Annotated in this window: 16 protein-coding genes; 5 read left to right on the top strand and 11 right to left on the bottom strand. The window is 65.4% G+C overall.

The window, feature by feature from the left end; genetic code table 11:
• Positions 1–11: 11 nt before the first annotated feature.
• The 10 genes from OH705_RS18615 to OH705_RS18570 all read right to left on the bottom strand — a co-directional run bounded on the left by OH705_RS18615 (position 12) and on the right by OH705_RS18570 (position 9,071).
• Entirely contained in the window at positions 12–545 is a 534-nt protein-coding gene (locus tag OH705_RS18615; protein WP_023631301.1) for a response regulator, read from the bottom strand.
• A 240-nt stretch (positions 546–785) separates the two neighbouring features.
• Positions 786–1,427: a SurA N-terminal domain-containing protein gene (locus tag OH705_RS18610; RefSeq protein WP_046855696.1), complete on the bottom strand. Its 642-nt coding sequence runs from the start codon at positions 1,425–1,427 to the stop codon at positions 786–788.
• A gap of 19 nt (positions 1,428–1,446) precedes the next feature.
• The gene (locus OH705_RS18605; protein WP_038707533.1) at positions 1,447–2,928 is read right to left on the bottom strand and encodes an ABC transporter substrate-binding protein; all 1,482 of its coding nucleotides are present in this window, start codon (positions 2,926–2,928) and stop codon (positions 1,447–1,449) included.
• Positions 2,929–2,962: 34 nt separating this feature from the next.
• Complete coding sequence (locus tag OH705_RS18600) at positions 2,963–3,619, bottom strand: SCO family protein (RefSeq protein ID WP_038706093.1); 657 nt, start codon at positions 3,617–3,619, stop codon at positions 2,963–2,965.
• The gene (locus tag OH705_RS18595) at positions 3,616–4,269 is read right to left on the bottom strand and encodes an SCO family protein (protein WP_038706092.1); all 654 of its coding nucleotides are present in this window, start codon (positions 4,267–4,269) and stop codon (positions 3,616–3,618) included. Before OH705_RS18595 ends, OH705_RS18600 begins: the two co-directional genes overlap by 4 nt.
• On the bottom strand, positions 4,266–6,245 hold the full coding sequence (locus OH705_RS18590) for a cytochrome D1 domain-containing protein (RefSeq protein WP_267302720.1): 1,980 nt from the start codon (positions 6,243–6,245) through the stop codon (positions 4,266–4,268). Before OH705_RS18590 ends, OH705_RS18595 begins: the two co-directional genes overlap by 4 nt.
• A 192-nt stretch (positions 6,246–6,437) precedes the next feature.
• The gene (locus OH705_RS18585; protein WP_094012177.1) at positions 6,438–6,707 is read right to left on the bottom strand and encodes a DUF3077 domain-containing protein; all 270 of its coding nucleotides are present in this window, start codon (positions 6,705–6,707) and stop codon (positions 6,438–6,440) included.
• Positions 6,708–6,841: 134 nt separating this feature from the next.
• Complete coding sequence (locus OH705_RS18580; protein WP_094012176.1) at positions 6,842–7,075, bottom strand: hypothetical protein; 234 nt, start codon at positions 7,073–7,075, stop codon at positions 6,842–6,844.
• Between the two features lie 499 nt (positions 7,076–7,574).
• The gene (locus OH705_RS18575; RefSeq protein WP_094012175.1) at positions 7,575–8,081 is read right to left on the bottom strand and encodes an AAA family ATPase; all 507 of its coding nucleotides are present in this window, start codon (positions 8,079–8,081) and stop codon (positions 7,575–7,577) included.
• Positions 8,082–8,129: 48 nt separating this feature from the next.
• Entirely contained in the window at positions 8,130–9,071 is a 942-nt protein-coding gene (locus OH705_RS18570; RefSeq protein ID WP_232888222.1) for a LysR family transcriptional regulator, read from the bottom strand.
• A gap of 145 nt (positions 9,072–9,216) precedes the next feature.
• On the opposite strand from OH705_RS18570, the gene OH705_RS18565 reads away from it, so the two are divergent.
• Positions 9,217–10,434, top strand: coding sequence for an MFS transporter (locus OH705_RS18565; protein ID WP_267302719.1), 1,218 nt, complete (start codon positions 9,217–9,219; stop codon positions 10,432–10,434).
• Here OH705_RS18565 and OH705_RS18560 read toward each other — a convergent pair.
• The gene (locus OH705_RS18560) at positions 10,383–11,294 is read right to left on the bottom strand and encodes a LysR family transcriptional regulator (protein WP_267302718.1); all 912 of its coding nucleotides are present in this window, start codon (positions 11,292–11,294) and stop codon (positions 10,383–10,385) included. The two genes, OH705_RS18565 and OH705_RS18560, sit on opposite strands and share 52 nt — an antisense overlap.
• An 84-nt stretch (positions 11,295–11,378) precedes the next feature.
• Between OH705_RS18560 and OH705_RS18555 the strand changes: the two genes are divergently transcribed.
• The 4 genes from OH705_RS18555 to OH705_RS18540 all read left to right on the top strand — a co-directional run bounded on the left by OH705_RS18555 (position 11,379) and on the right by OH705_RS18540 (position 14,592).
• Positions 11,379–12,179 (top strand): NAD(P)H-dependent oxidoreductase, encoded by an 801-nt coding sequence (locus tag OH705_RS18555; protein ID WP_160290687.1) that lies wholly within the window; start codon positions 11,379–11,381, stop codon positions 12,177–12,179.
• Positions 12,180–12,390: 211 nt separating this feature from the next.
• On the top strand, positions 12,391–13,167 hold the full coding sequence (locus OH705_RS18550; RefSeq protein ID WP_160290688.1) for an ABC transporter substrate-binding protein: 777 nt from the start codon (positions 12,391–12,393) through the stop codon (positions 13,165–13,167).
• A gap of 24 nt (positions 13,168–13,191) precedes the next feature.
• Positions 13,192–13,881 carry an ABC transporter permease gene (locus tag OH705_RS18545; RefSeq protein ID WP_104443907.1) on the top strand — a complete coding sequence of 230 codons (690 nt, stop codon included), beginning with the start codon at positions 13,192–13,194 and terminating at the stop codon, positions 13,879–13,881.
• Between the two features lie 12 nt (positions 13,882–13,893).
• On the top strand, positions 13,894–14,592 hold the full coding sequence (locus OH705_RS18540) for an ABC transporter permease (RefSeq protein WP_038706090.1): 699 nt from the start codon (positions 13,894–13,896) through the stop codon (positions 14,590–14,592).

Raw genomic sequence — 14,592 nt, 5'->3', positions numbered from 1 at the left:
CTTGGGCGCCGCTATTCCCCGGTGAGCAGTTGTTCGTCGTCAGGTTCGGTGGGCTTGCCGCCATTGCGTCGGCGGTCGGCCAGGACCCAGCTGCCATCGTACAACTGCAAGGGGAACGACTCGTTCCTGTTCTGGCGTCGTTCGACGTACCCTTCGGCCGGCTGGTCGGTGCTTCTGCGCTGGCGCTCGATGCCCATCAGGTCGAAGACGGCGCGGGCCAGTTCCATCAGCGGGAACGGCTTGAACAGGACATGGGTCACACCCAGTTCGGCGGCCCGCTCACGGACCTCGGCGGTCGGGTGGGCGGTGATCAGCACGAAATGGCATTGCCTGTTCCTGCGCACGGTCTCCAGGACCTGAAACCCCTCCATGTCGGGCAAGCGGTAATCCAGCACGATCACGTCCGGTGCCTGTCTCTCGGCCTCTTCGATACCCGTGGCACCGTCGTGGGCGAGATGGACCTCCAGGCCTTGCGCCTGCAGATAAGCTTGCAGGTTCTGCGCAAGGGTCTGTTCGTCATCGACTACCAATACTCTGTTCACCAAGGTCCACTCCCATGAACTGCCCGGTTTCCCGGTCTGCGAAGTGCGGCCTTGTAGAGGCTTGAGCAGGCTTCGTGCCAGGCATGAAAAATCAGTGCTTACCGCTTTCAAGTCGTTGATATCGTTGAAGCTTGTCTGTCACCTCAGAGCTTGCGGGCTGGTCGTTCCCCATATCCGGGGAAGATGATGGCACATTGCCCGGAGGCGTTTCCCCCAACAATGGGGAATGCCCTGCCCGCCCCCTCAGTCGGCGCGCTCCACTGTAGCGGAATCACGCAAACGTTGGCGTACGGCTTGCCGGGCCTGACCCTGGAGTTGTGCGACGAGCGCGTCCCTGGCCAGGCGCAGGCCGTGTTCTGGTAGGACAGAAGTATTATCACTTTGGTTCTGCATTCCTTGCAGTCTTTGCCAGTTGGCCTGATGGAAGGCTGCAACTTCGGCGCTGCTGGGTTCTTCGACCGCGCTCAGCCGGGCGAAAACCTGCTGTGCGGCCATCTCATGTCGAGTGTAGTCAGCGAAGCCTGCCCGATCGAAGCCGGCTTGCGCCAGGCGCTGCTCGAACACCGCAGGGCTGCCGAAGGCCGCCTCGACCTCGCCGACCCGCGCCGTCACCTGCGCATCGCTGATGTCTATGCCCTGGCGCTGGGCCTCCTGCCAGAGCAGTTCCTTGTCGATCAGTTCATCCAGGGCCTGCGCGCGCAGGCGCTGGTAAAGGTTGGGGTTGCGGATGCTCGCCACCGCCCGCCCCTGGGCCTGGAGGTATTCGCTGAAGTAGCGCTCCAGGCGCAGCACCCCGATCTCCACGCCATTGACCCGCGCCGCTGGGGTGTCGGCGTGGCTGGCCAGGGCGAGCAGCGACAACAGGCAGGCAATCAGGGTGCGCATGGTGATCTTCTCCTGAATCTCAAAGGCTGTCCGGCACCGCTCGGTATGGTGCCACTTCAGTGAAACCAGGGCCCGGCAGGCTTACCTCCACCACATGTGCACCTGTCATGCCCTGGCGGCGTCCGGGACCGAAACCCAGCAACGGCGTGAGGCCGGTATCGATGTCATGCAACTGCTCCAGGGCGACCAACAACTGCTCACGGCTGGCGTCGCGTCCGATCTGCTTCAAGGCTTCGACCAGCAGCTGCCAGGCGCACAGGGTACTGACCTGCAACGACGCCTGGCGTGGCTCCAGCCCCTGGCGCAACTGCACCCCGGCAAGGGTCGCCCGGCCTTGCGCGGTCCAGTCGCCGGGTACGAAGGGATAGGCCAGCAGCACCCGCCGCGACCATGATGGTGGCAATCCCGGCACGGCGCCGGCCACTTGGCCCGAGGCGGCGAACAGGTAGGGGTTGCGCCCGCTCGCCTGCAGGCTCGACGCCAGCGCGGTGAATGCCTGGGCGTGACCGAGGAAGAGGATGCCCTCGCCATCCGGGGCCTGGCCCATGAACGCCAGGGGCGGCGCGGTAGCGAACCCCAGTTGACGCAAACGCTGCTGCAGCACCTGCGCCGCATCGGCCTGCTCTGCGCCGGCATACACCACCCGCAAGGCTGCGGGCGCCAGGCCAAGGGCATCACGGGCATGCAGCGCCACGCTGAGCAATTGCCCGGGCACGCCCGGCAAGGGATCGAACACCTGCCCGTTGCCACCGCTACGTGGCGTGGCACCGATCAGCGGCAGGCCGGCCCGCTCCAGCTGGCGGCTGTCGAGCAGTGGCGCCAGGGGCGCGACCAAGGCGAACACCCGTTCTCGTTGCATCAGCGTGTCCAATGCCTGTGCGGTGCTGACCGGGTCCTGCCCTGGGTCCAGCGCGACCAGCTGCAGGCGTCGCCCATGGATACCCCCCTGCTGGTTCAACTGCGCGACGCCATCCTCCAGCACTGCCCGCACCGTCCGCCCGGCCTCGGCCAGCGGCCCCTGCTCGGGCAGCAAGGTGCCCAGGCGCAAGGTGCCCTCCTCCACCCCGGGGTCACGGTCCTCGCCCAGGCGCTTGAGGTAGGCGGTGAGATTGCGTTGGTCGGCCAGGCTCAGGTCGAAGCGTGGCATTGCCGGGTCGAGGCGATTGCCGGCGGGGTCGGTGCCACTGCGGATGACCCGCGCCAGGCTGGCATCGGTGTAGGCCGGGTAGCGTCGGTTGTTGGCCTCGCGGTTGCCAGGGCCAAGGGCCAGGCGCTGCCAGTCCAGGCTCGGTGGGCGCACTCCGCCTTCGCTGCGGCCGCGCCCGTCGTTGCCATGGCAACCGGCGCAAGGCAGCACGCTGGCCGGGACACTCATGTCGCCGGGGCCGACCCGGGCCAGCAACTGGGCGTCGCTGCTGGAGACGCCTTCGCGGTAGAGGCGTTTGCCGGCGAGTTCCTGTTCGCTCAGTTGCACCGCCCCGCTCAGGCACCAACACAACATGAGCAGAACCAACTTGAGAGCGGCGGTCATGATGTCAGCGCCCCGCCAACGGCTGTGCCAGCAGTTGCATGCGCTGGGCGATCGCTGCAGGCGGCGCGTCCGGGCGAATCTTGCTCCAGCGCTTGCCCGCCACGTCACCGGCAATCAACTGCGTCGAGTGCTGCTCGGGGCTGGGCAGGAACTGGCCCAACCGCCCCAGTACCAGATCGACACTGGCCTTGTCGCCGGTCAGGAACAGCCAGTTCGGCCCATCCACCCCCTGCTTCTGCGCAAACGCCTTGAGCACCTCTGGCGTGTCGTTCAGAGGGTCGCTGCTCAGCGACACGAACGTCACTTGCGCCGCCAGTGCCGGCCCCATGGCCTCGCGCACCTCGCGCAATTTGCGAGTGATCAGCGGGCAGGCATCGTTGCAGTGGGTGAAGATCACGTTGAGCATCACCACCTTGTTCTTGAGCACATCGCTGTAGAAACGCAGCTCGCGGCCATCCTGGTCCTTGAGCACGGTGTCGGTGAACCAGGTCTGCGCATCGCGGGTGCCACCGCCGCTGGTCATGGTCTGCGGCGCCGGTTGTGGCGTCGGCGCATGGCCTTCGTGGGCGAACGCCACCGAGGCGAGGATCCACAGGCAGACGCCGAGCACCAGCCAGTCGAGACTGCGCATGCTGGCATGGCGGGAAGTGTGGGCGCTCATGGCTGTGCCTCCTGGCCGGCGATGGCCGTGCTCTTGGCATGCACCCGGCGCGCGCTCAGGCGGTTGACCTCGCCGATCAGCACGCTGGGGTCAGTGAAGCCGTAGAAACGCGTCCAGTGCCCGCTGCGCCCGTCACCCACCAGGATCAATGGCGGGTGTTCGCTGAGGTTGGCGCTGAAACTGCCGAGCCCCTTGAGCGTTTCGCTGATGGCGTAGGGTGAACCGGTCAGCCAGCTCCACCCCGGCCCGTGCTGGAATGCCCGGGCGTAGCCGGCCAGGCGCCTGGAGTCGTCACGCTGTGGATCGACGCTGATCGACACCAGGCGGATCTCTTCGCCCACTCGCCCGCCCAGTTGCTGCTGGACCTTGCTCATGATCGAAGACACCACCGGGCACACCGTGGTGCAACTGGTGTAGATGAAACCCATGACCACCAGATGATCGCCAACCAAGTCCTTTTCCAGGCGCACCGGCATGCCATCCTGGTCGAGCAGCGCCACATCGGCGAAGCGCACGCTGGCTTTCTCCTGGTGAGCGGCCGGCGGTTGCTCGGGAGCGCCGCCGTGATCGTGGCCGGCGTGGGCCAGCGCCAGGTTGCTGGCCAGCAGCAGGCTCAGGCCCAGCAGTTTTCCACCATGCAGACGGTTCATCGCACACTCCTGGGTTCCCCTTGGGAAGCGGTGGGCTCTGCTGCGGCCGGCAGGACGCGCAGGCTGGTGTAGTTTTCTTCGGTGAAGGCACGCCCTAGGCTCGGCGACTGCACGTGCAGGTACCAGGCGCCGGCCTCGGCAAGCTCCAGCGGCGCCTGGTAGAGCCCCTCGCCCACTTCGACCAGCGCCACGTTGCGCGGCAGCGACGAAGGCGCCAGGAAGTAGCGCAGGCTCAGGTCGCCAAGCCCCAGGCGCGGCTTGCCGTCCTCGCCGACAATACGCACCCTGGCCAGGTACGGGGTGTGCTGCAGCAGCGGCTGGTCGGTGCCGATGAACTCGGCGTGGGCCCGCTTGGCCCTTCCCGACTGCGGCAACGCCGCGACATCGGTGCTGAAGCAGTGGATGATCTGCGGCTGGTTGAGCAGGAACGCCACATCGAAGGTGCCGGAGGCCGGCAGCTTCACCGTCGAGCCGTACACGCCGGGCGCCAGCTCGCGCAGGCTGCGGTCGATGACCAGCGCGGCGCGGGCCTGGTGGCCGCGGTTGTTATAGCCCGACATCGGCGCGTTCATGCCCTCGGCATAGAAGTAGGTAGTGTTGTCCACCGGGTTGACCACGAACACCGCATTGTCGTCGCGGGAAATGCTCACCCCCTGGGCCAACGGCAGGTCGCCGGCCTGGCGCGGCGCCGCCGGGCCAGCCTCGAAGCCCTGGACAATCGGCTCGCGCCCCTGCCCGAGGCTCGCCAGGTTGATCATGCTCACCTTCGGCGAAGCCAGCCCACGCACATAGGCGTAGGCCTTGGTGAAGGTCAGTTGGTACGGCTCGGCTGCCACCGGGATGCGATGGAGCAGCTGGTCGGTACTGGCATCGATCACCAGCGCCTGGTTCTCCAGGGTGTTGAGCACCACGCCGTAACGACCATCCTGGCTGAAGCGCATCGGCCCCAGGCCCTGTTCGGCCTTGACCATGTGGCGCAGGGTGTGGCTGCGGGCGTCGATCACCCGCACCGTGCCCTCCTGGCCATCGACCACGTACACCGCCTGCGACAGCGGCGAATAGGCCACCGACAACGGGTGCGGGCCGACCTCGAGGGTCTTCACCAGGCGCATCTGCGCGGTGTCGATGACGCTCAGGGTGCCGCCATCGCGGTTGCTGACGAAGACAAAGCGCGAGTCGGCGCTGAAGGCGATCTCGTGGTGGCCGGAGCCGGTGGCGAACGACTTGAGCGTGGTGCGGCTGGGCACATCGATCACCGTCACCCCGCCCTTGGCCGGGTCATGGCTGTTGTTGCCCACCCACAGCAGGCGCTGGTCCGGTTGCAGCGCCACCCGCAGCGGCTGCTCGCCGGCCTCAAGGGTGGCCACGCGGGTAAATGTCTCGGTGTCGATCAAGGCCACCTGGTTACGCTCGGGCATGGACACGAACACCTGCTTGTCATCGCCGCTGGCCACCCAGTCCATGGGGCGCCCCGGAAGGTCGATGCGCGCCAGCGTGCTGGTGACCCCACCCACCGACACGGTCGGGTCGATCACCGTCAGGCTGGCATCCTTGTTCAGCACCAGCAGGAAGTAGCTGTTCAGGTCGAGCAAAGGGCGAGCGCCGATGCTGCTCTTGAGAAACAGTGCCACGCGCGCCTTGCAGCTGCTGTCGCGGTCACCGACCGGTGCCGACTGCGCAGGGTCGAGCCAGGCGCCGGGGGCCATGCCCGACAGCGGCTGGCCACTGCTCTGGTCGCTGACCTTGAAACGGATATTGGCAAAGTCGCCCTCGCGCAGTTCGCCGCCGGCCAGGGGCCGCGCCTCGAACTCCACGGTGACGCCGTCGCGGCTGAGGGTGTGCAGGGCCTGGGGATCGGCGGCTTCCTGCAGCAGTTCGCGGGGGTCGCACCAGAGCTTTTCGTAGGCCACGCCGAGGCCGATCAGCGCGGTGCCCAGCAGCAAGCCCAGGTATGCAGGGCGAAGCTTGCGGTTCATGCCGGCACGCATGGGGTAGCGCCTTCGAGGGGAATGATCATGCTGCACCTCCACAGGACTCACGGGTTCTGTGGAGGGTGAAAGCAAGCGTTATGCCATCAATAACATTGTTTGAAATCAGAGTGTTGGAGAAACAAGTGGAAGGTATTGGGGAGGCTGCCCCAAACACGGGGGCGCTTTGCGCCCCCTCTTTCAGACCTGATGCCCCATACCCAGTTCGGCATCGTCCATCAACGCCTTGGCCAAGGCGCTGAGATAGTGAGCGGCCCAGACCATGCGCGGGTCGCTCTCCATCACCCCGACCAGGGTCAGGTGACGTACGCAGTCCATCAGTTCCGATGACTGTTCGCGGGCGTGCTGACAGGGAATGCCGGGCTCAATGCAGAACAGCGGTTGGGTGTTGTTTTCGCCTTGGTAGAAGCGGGTCTTGCCGGCGGTGGTATGAGGGTCTTCTGGCGTCATGGGATCTCCTTGAAAAGGGCTTTGCCTGGCTGGCCTTATCGCGGGTCAAGCCCGCTCCCACGTTTCGAGTTCCAGCTGAGTTCAAAGCGTGAGGGCGGGCTTGCCCCGCGATGGGCCGGCCCGGCAACTCATACTCAGTGCAGGGTTGGCGACTGCGTGGTCATCTGTAACTGCGCCAATGCCGAATCCAGTAGCGTGCGCACTGCCTCCATCTCATGCAGTGCGGCCAGTACCAACATCGAACCGGGAGAGCGGGAGATGAGTGCGACGGATTGTTGCGCAACGGCCAGGGCGCAGAGCACGTGTTCGGTGGTCTGGACCAGGGTGTCTTCAAGGAAGGTGGGTGGGTCGGGGACGATCTTGAGCATAAACAGTTCCTGATGTGGGCAACCATCCACGCTGCTGTCAAACAGATGGTGGCAGCTGTGCATAGGTTGACAGACCGGAGGAACTGAAAAGACCGGCGCACGCGAGCGTGCCCTATGCACAGCCACCCTTGCAGGTGAAACTATGTTGCTTTCAGTTCATCGCAACCTGTCAAAGCTGCGTCGCTGATGTGCAGCGACCCGGCGAGACTAGATGCCCTTGGAATGAAAAAAAAGCGGTCGGAGTATGTTTGGGAAATGGCCTACAAGGAAGCGGTTAAGTCTGATGTTTCAGGGGGAACGACTGCGCCAGGGCAGCCAAGTGTAAGACGACAAATCTTGCGGCGCTCGGTCTCATAGGCGCTGCAAGGGTTACGGCGAACACCTGTGGCCATCACGCGTTCACTGGCTCCGAAACAACCACAATACGTACCACGTAGTATGTAATTATTTCTAATTCACCACTGATGAAGACATACACAGGACCCTCGACTCTCCACACTCATCCGCCGCAAACACACCATTCACCGATCAGCCGCGCAGCCTCCTCCGAAGAGATCAAGGCAGTGTCGACCGTAAACGGCACCTCTTCCCACGACTCGTACTCATGATTCACCACCGAGGCCCAGGTCAGAGGCATCAAGCCCGGAATATCGACCTCACGGCGCTCGACTCTGCGCCGGTGCTCCACCTTATCGGAACAAATCACCAGGACATCCACCAACCGAATGCCTGCCCGTGTCGCCACATCGCGCCACGCCGCCCGGCTCTCGGCCACGGGATTGACACAGTCGGCGATCACCGTGCGACCAAGTCGCAGGTTGTCGAGCGCCAGTTCAAAGGCCACCAGGTAGCCGCTACGCCCGACCTCCCCGGCCAGCTCGCCGGAACGTCGAAGGGCTTGCTCGAGGGTGTCGATACGTAGATAGACCGCACCGAACCTTGCGGCCAGGTGCTTGGCGATGGTGCTTTTCCCGGTACCGGGCAAGCCGCTGAAGACGATGAGCATTGACTGTCCTTGAATGAGTGGATGCCGAGCAACCAAGCCCCTGTCGAATCACTGCCTGGCCTGAGGCTCCCCGAGGCTGCCCTCGGCAGTGAGCCGGGGCAACAGGTAATCGAGCAACGTCCGGACCTTGGGCAACCCTTCTCGCCTTTTCAGCCAGACCAGGTTCATCGGCAACCCCTGTGAGGTGAGCTGCGGCAACACCTCGACCAGCGTGCCACGCTCGATATGACTCCGGGTCAGCCAGGTCGGCAGCTGGCCGATGCCCAGGCCCGCCAGTACCGCGCCAAGCATGCCTTCGCCATCGCCGATGGCCAGGTGTGGCTGGACGATCCGCTGCCTGACCTCGCCCGGCAGGCCGCCGCCCAGGTACCACGGCGTGACCAGGCCTGTAGCCTCGCCATAGCCGATGCACAGGTGGCGCTCCAGGGCTTGCTCATCCTGTGGCGTGCCATGCCGCGTCAGATAGTCGGGCGAGGCGCAGAACGCCAGGCGCTGGGCACCGAAATACTGGTGCCCCAGAGCCGCGGGCCAGGCTTGCCCGCCGCCGATTCGCACAAGAATGTCCACGCCCTCCTGCACCGGATCGATGTAGCGGTCGGAAAACGATACATGCGGCTGCAACCGCGGATGGGCCTGAGTGAACGCTACGATCAGCGGCAGCACATGCAGTCGGCCAAAGGCGGCTGGCAGGTCGATCCGTACCTTGCCATGAGGCGCATCGCTTTCGGCGAAGATAGCCTGCTCGGCCTCTTCCAGATCAGCCAGCACGCCGGTGCAGGTCTTGTAGAACAGCACGCCCGCCTCGGTCAGCGACAACCTGCGGGTGGTGCGGTTGAACAATCGCGCACCCAGGCGCACCTCCAGCCGCGCCACCCCCTTGCTCACCGCCGACCCACTGAGACTAAGGCGCTCGGCGGCGGCGCTGAAACTGCCCATTTCGGCCACCGCGACAAAGACGTCGATTCCCTTCAACCGTTCGGATGCGTACATCAGCTACTCCATTGATGACGAAAATTCCGCTACCTGCGGAATTTATCGCCCAGATCGATCCCGGGTTCTCCAATAGGCTACGGCAAAAGCAAGGTGGCCCCAAGCGCCTGCCTGCCCTCCGTTTACCTGACCAGGGACCTGGATCATGACAACTGAAACGCAACCAGCACAGCACACCGAAACCGGCCGCTTGCTACCGGTGGCCACCGCGGTGTTCCTCGGCCTGATGACCATGGGCATGCCGCTGGCCAGCGTGCCGCTGTGGGTCCATGGGCAGTTGGGCCACGGCATGCTCGTGGTGGGGTGTGTAATGGGCGTCGAGTCGCTGGCCACCCTGCTCACCCGTCATTTCGCCGGGACCGCTGCCGACCGTCGCGGCCCGAAACGGACGGTGGTTATGGGCCTGCTGGGCAGCGCGGCCTCCGGCCTCTGCTACCTGGTGGCCGCGCAACTGCAGGATGCCCCTGCGGCCAGTCTGGCAGCCATCATCACCGGGCGAATCGCCATGGGCTTTGCCCAGAGCCTGCTGTTTACCGGTGGCAGCACCTGGCCGATCGCTCTGTTCGGCGCAGAGCAGGCCGGCAAGGCGCTGTCCTGGATTGGTATCGCCATGTTCGCCGGTATTGCCTGCGGCGCGGCGGTGGCAGCGCAGTTGGGTGAAGTCGCAAGCTTTGCCTGGGTGTCGGCGGTGACGGCGATCATTCCGCTGCTCGGCCTGCTGATTGCACTGCGCACGCCGGCGGCCCGCCTCGTCCACACACCGGGCGCATCGATGCCCCTGGCGGCGCTGCTGGCTCGGATCTGGCGCCCCGGTCTGGTGTTCGCGATGGCGACTGTGGGCTATGTGTCGGTCTCGTCGTTCATCACGCTCACCTACGCGCACCATCAGTGGAGCGGCGCCGGCTATGCCCTCGCCGCCTTCGGTGCGGGTTACGTCTGCGCCCGCCTGTTGTTCGGCACTCGGGTGGACAGCACCGGGGGGCCGGGCATGGCCTTGTCGATGCTGGCCATCGAGGCCATCGGCCAGTTGCTGTTGTGGCTGGCGGCGAGCCCCGTCCAGGCGATGCTCGGGGCGGTACTGAGCGGCTTCGGCGTGTCGATGATCTATCCCTTGCTGGCATTGGTGGCGCTGCGTGCGGTGCCATTGCACAGCCTGGGACTGGCCATTGGTTTGTATGACGCCTGCTTCGATATTTCCATCGGCCTGGCGGCGCCGCTGGCCGGTTTGCTCGCCCGCCAGGAAGGGGTACCTGCGGTATTCCTGATCGGCGTACTGGCCTCGCTCGCGGCGATGCTGGCCGCGCCCTGCGCCTATCGCAACGCGATCGATACCCCCCGGGCCAGATGCTCGCGCAACCACTGATGCGCAGGATCGCGGTGCACCCGCTCCGGCCACAGCATCAGCATCTCGAAGCCCGGCACCGCCAGGGGTGCCTCCACCACCGCGAGAGCCGGGTTCCCGGCCACCAGGCGCTGCGGCAGCATGGCCACCAGGTCGCTATCGACCAGCATGGCCGCAAGACCCGAGAAACGCGGTACCGACAGCACCACGTTGCGCGCCAGGCCCTGTTTGGCCAGGGCGTCGTCGGTGGGGCCGCTGAAGCCACCGCCGTCGGGTGAGACGATCACATGCTCCAGCGCGCAGAACTGCTTGAGCGTCGGCCTGCGCCTGAGTCGCGGATGATCGGCGCGCCCGGCCAGCACGTAGCGGTCAGCGAACAACGGGCGCTGGCGCAAACCGGGCGGCGCATCGATGGCTATGTGGAAAGCCAGGTCCAGCTCGCCCTGCTCGGCCTTGCGCACCAGCGTCGGCGGGTTCATGTCGACGATCGCCAGGCGCGTGCCGGGGGCGGCCGCACGCAGTGGGCCCAGCGCAGGGCGCAAGATGGTCGCTTCGGTGTAATCGGTCGCGGCCACCCGCCAGGTCAGTTGTGCCTGGGACGGGTCGAATGGTCGCTCGGCGGCGATGGCCAGGCGTAGCGCCTCCAGGGCCTGGCTCAACGGCCCACGAAGCGCCAGGGCGCGGGCGGTCGGGCGCATGCCGCGGGCACCCGGCAACAGCAACGGATCGCCCAGCGCATCACGCAGTCGTGCCAGCTGCACGCTGACCGTCGGTTGGGCGAGGTGCAGGCGTTCGGCGGCGCGGGTGACGTTGAGCTCGGCGAGCAACGCGTCGAGGGTCACCAGCAGGTTCAGGTCCAGACTTCGCAAGGAATCATGCATGGCAATACCTGCAATTCAATCTATTCATTTCACCAATATGCAGGGTATCCGCATGCTTTGACCATCCCCTACCGGAGCCCGACCATGAACATCCTGATCGTCTACGCCCATCCCGAACCCCGCTCGCTCAATGCCGCCCTCAAGGACTTCGCCGTCCGCCACCTCGAAGGCCAGGGTCACCATGTCCAGGTCTCGGACCTCTATGCCATGAAGTTCAAGGCTGTGCTGGACGCCGACGACAGCGTTGAACACCCCGCCGGCGAGCGCTTCAACCCCTCCGACGCCTCGCGCCGGGCGTTCGCCGAAGGCACCCAGGCGGCCGACATCGTCGCCGAGCAGGCCAAGCTGCAGTGGGCCGACGCGGTGATCCTGCAGTTTCCTCTCTGGTGGTTCGGCCTGCCAGCGATCCTCAAGGGCTGGGTCGAGCGCGTGTACGCCTATGGCTTCGCCTACGGCGTCGGCGAGCACTCCGACCGGCACTGGGGAGATCGCTATGGCGAGGGCCGGATGGCGGGCAAGCGCGCCATGCTGATGGTCAGCATGGGCGGTTGGGCCTCGCATTACAGCGAGCGCGGCATCAACGGCCCGCTCGACGACATCCTGTTTCCCATCCAGCACGGCATCCTGTTCTACCCGGGGTTCGAGGTGCTGCCGCCGTTTGCGGTGTATCGCACCAGCCGGGTCGACGACTCGGGCTTCGCGGCAGCCTGTGGGGCGCTGGGCCAGCGGCTCGATGGCTTGTGGAGTGATGCGCCCATCCCGTTCCGGCGGCAGAACGGCGGGGATTATGCGATTCCGGCGTTGACCCTGCGGCCAGAGCTTGCACCTGGTCGGGACGGATTAGGCTTGCATGTTGCCGACGACGTACTGGCAACAGCGGTCTAGCGAGAGACACCAGGTGTCCGCCGCAGCTCTGACGCCGAACACCTGGTTGCCCGGCTCCCGATAGCGCTTGAGCATCATCAGCCAGTTGCACTGACACAATTATTTTCACTGTATTGCATAATGAAATATTTAATGTCATGTTCTTCTCCGTGCCCAGGCCCCTCCCAAGCAAGGCCCTGGACGGTACGCCCCACCCACCGGAGTCAAGAACATGAACAAGACAGGACTTCTCGGCGCGCTGGCACTCTGTGCCTGCAGCGCCTTCGCCCAGGCCGACGACGCCAGCCTGCGCATCGGCATCGAGGCCGCCTACCCGCCCTTCTCCTACCGCACCCCAGAAGGTGAGCTCGCCGGCTTTGACTACGACATCGGCAACGCGCTGTGCGCGCAGATGCAGGTCAAGTGCCAGTGGGTGATCCAGGAGTTCGACGGCATGATCCCGTCGCTGAAGGTACGCAAGATAGACGCCGTGCTGTCGTCGATGTCGATCACCGAGGATCGCTTGAAATCGGTCGATTTCACCGACAAGTACTACCACACCCCCGGCAAGTTCGCGATGAAGGCCGGCAGCCGCCTGGAAACCCCGGCGGTGGACCTCAAGGGCCGCAAAGTGGGCGTGCAGCGCGCCTCGACCTACGACCGCTTCGCCACCGAACAACTGGAACCGGCGGGCGTCGAGATCGTGCGCTACGCCTCGCAGAACGAAGCCTTCCTCGACCTGGTTTCCGGGCGCCTGGACGCCACCCTCGCCGATATCGTCAACACCGAGGAGAGCTTCATCAAGACCCCGGCGGGCCAAGGCTTCGCCCTGGTCGGCCCGGACATCGGCGACCCGCACTATTTCGGCCGCGGCGCCGGGATTGCCGTGCGCAAGGGCGACAGCGCCAACCTCGCGCGGCTCAACGCCGCCATCGCCGCGATCCGCGCCAACGGCACCTACCAGCAGGTGCAGCGCAAGTACTTCCCGTTCGACATCTACGGCCAGTAACGCCGGCTGACGAGGGTTTTCATCATGCTTCATGGCTATGGATCGAGCATTCTCGATGGAGCCTGGCTGAGCGTCAGCCTGGCACTGCTGGCGATGGCATTGGCCATCGGCCTGGGCCTGTTCGGTGCGGCCTGCCGCTTGTCACCGTTGCGATGGCTGGCGGGACTGGGCGAGGTCTATGCCACGGTGGTACGCGGCATCCCTGACCTGGTGCTGATCCTGCTGGTGTTCTATGGCGGCCAGGACCTGGTCAATCGCCTGGCACTGGCGCTGGGCTACCAACAGTACATCGACATCAACCCGTTTGTTGCCGGGGTATGCACCATGGGCTTCATCTTCGGCGCCTACCTCTCGGAGACCTTTCGCGGCGCCTTCCTGGCGATCCCCAAGGGCCAGGCCGAGGCTGGCGCCGCCTACGGCATGAGCGGCCTGCAAGTGTTCTGGCGGATCAGCCTGCCGCAGATGGTGCGCCTGGCGCTGCCGGGCTTCACCAACAACTGGCTGGTGCTGACCAAGTCCACCGCGCTGATCTCGGTGATCGGCCTGCAGGACATGATGTTCAAGGCCAAGAACGCCGCCGACGCCACCCACCAGCCGTTCACCTTCTTCCTCGCCGTGGCCGCGCTGTACCTGCTGCTGACCAGTGTGTCGCTGCTGCTGTTGCGCGGCGTGGAACAACGTTACTCGGTCGGCTTCAAAGCCGCCGAACTCTAGGGGAGCCGCCCGATGACGCTCGACTATCAACTGATCTGGCAGAACCTGCCGCTGTACCTGAACGGCGTTGCCCTGACCCTCAAGGTGCTGCTGATCTCGCTGGCCTGCGGCCTGGCGCTGGCGATCCCCCTGGCGCTGATGCGTGTCTCGCGCACCTGCCTGCTGCGCTACCCCGCCTGGCTCTACACCTACGTGATCCGCGGCACGCCGATGCTGGTGCAACTGTTCCTGGTGTACTACGGCCTGGCCCAGTTCGAGGCCGTGCGCCAGAGCCCGCTGTGGCCGTATCTGTCCAGCGCGACCTTCTGCACCTGCCTTGCCTTCGCCATCAACACCAGCGCCTACAGCGCCGAGCTGCTGGCAGGGAGCCTGCGCTCGACGCCCCGCGGCGAGGTCGAGGCCGCCCGTGCCATGGGCATGTCACGCCTGACGCTGTACCGGCGCATCCTGCTGCCTTCGGCCTTGCGCCGCGCCCTGCCGCAGTACAGCAACGAGGTGCTGATGATGCTGCAGACCACCAGCCTGGCGTCGATCGTCACCCTGGTGGACATCACCGGCGCGGCAAAGACCTTCAACGCACGCTACTACCTGCCTTTCGAGGCCTTCATCACCGCCGGGCTGATCTACCTGGCCCTGACGTTCATGCTGGTGCGCCTGTTCAAGCTGGCCGAGCGCCACTGGCTGGCATACCTGGCCCCGCGCAAGCACTAA

It is taken from the genome of Pseudomonas sp. BJa3 (genome assembly GCF_026343815.1).
Taxonomy (GTDB): domain Bacteria; phylum Pseudomonadota; class Gammaproteobacteria; order Pseudomonadales; family Pseudomonadaceae; genus Aquipseudomonas; species Aquipseudomonas soli.
Note: the sequence above shows the minus strand (reverse complement) of the source record. Positions and strands in the feature narration are given on the sequence as shown.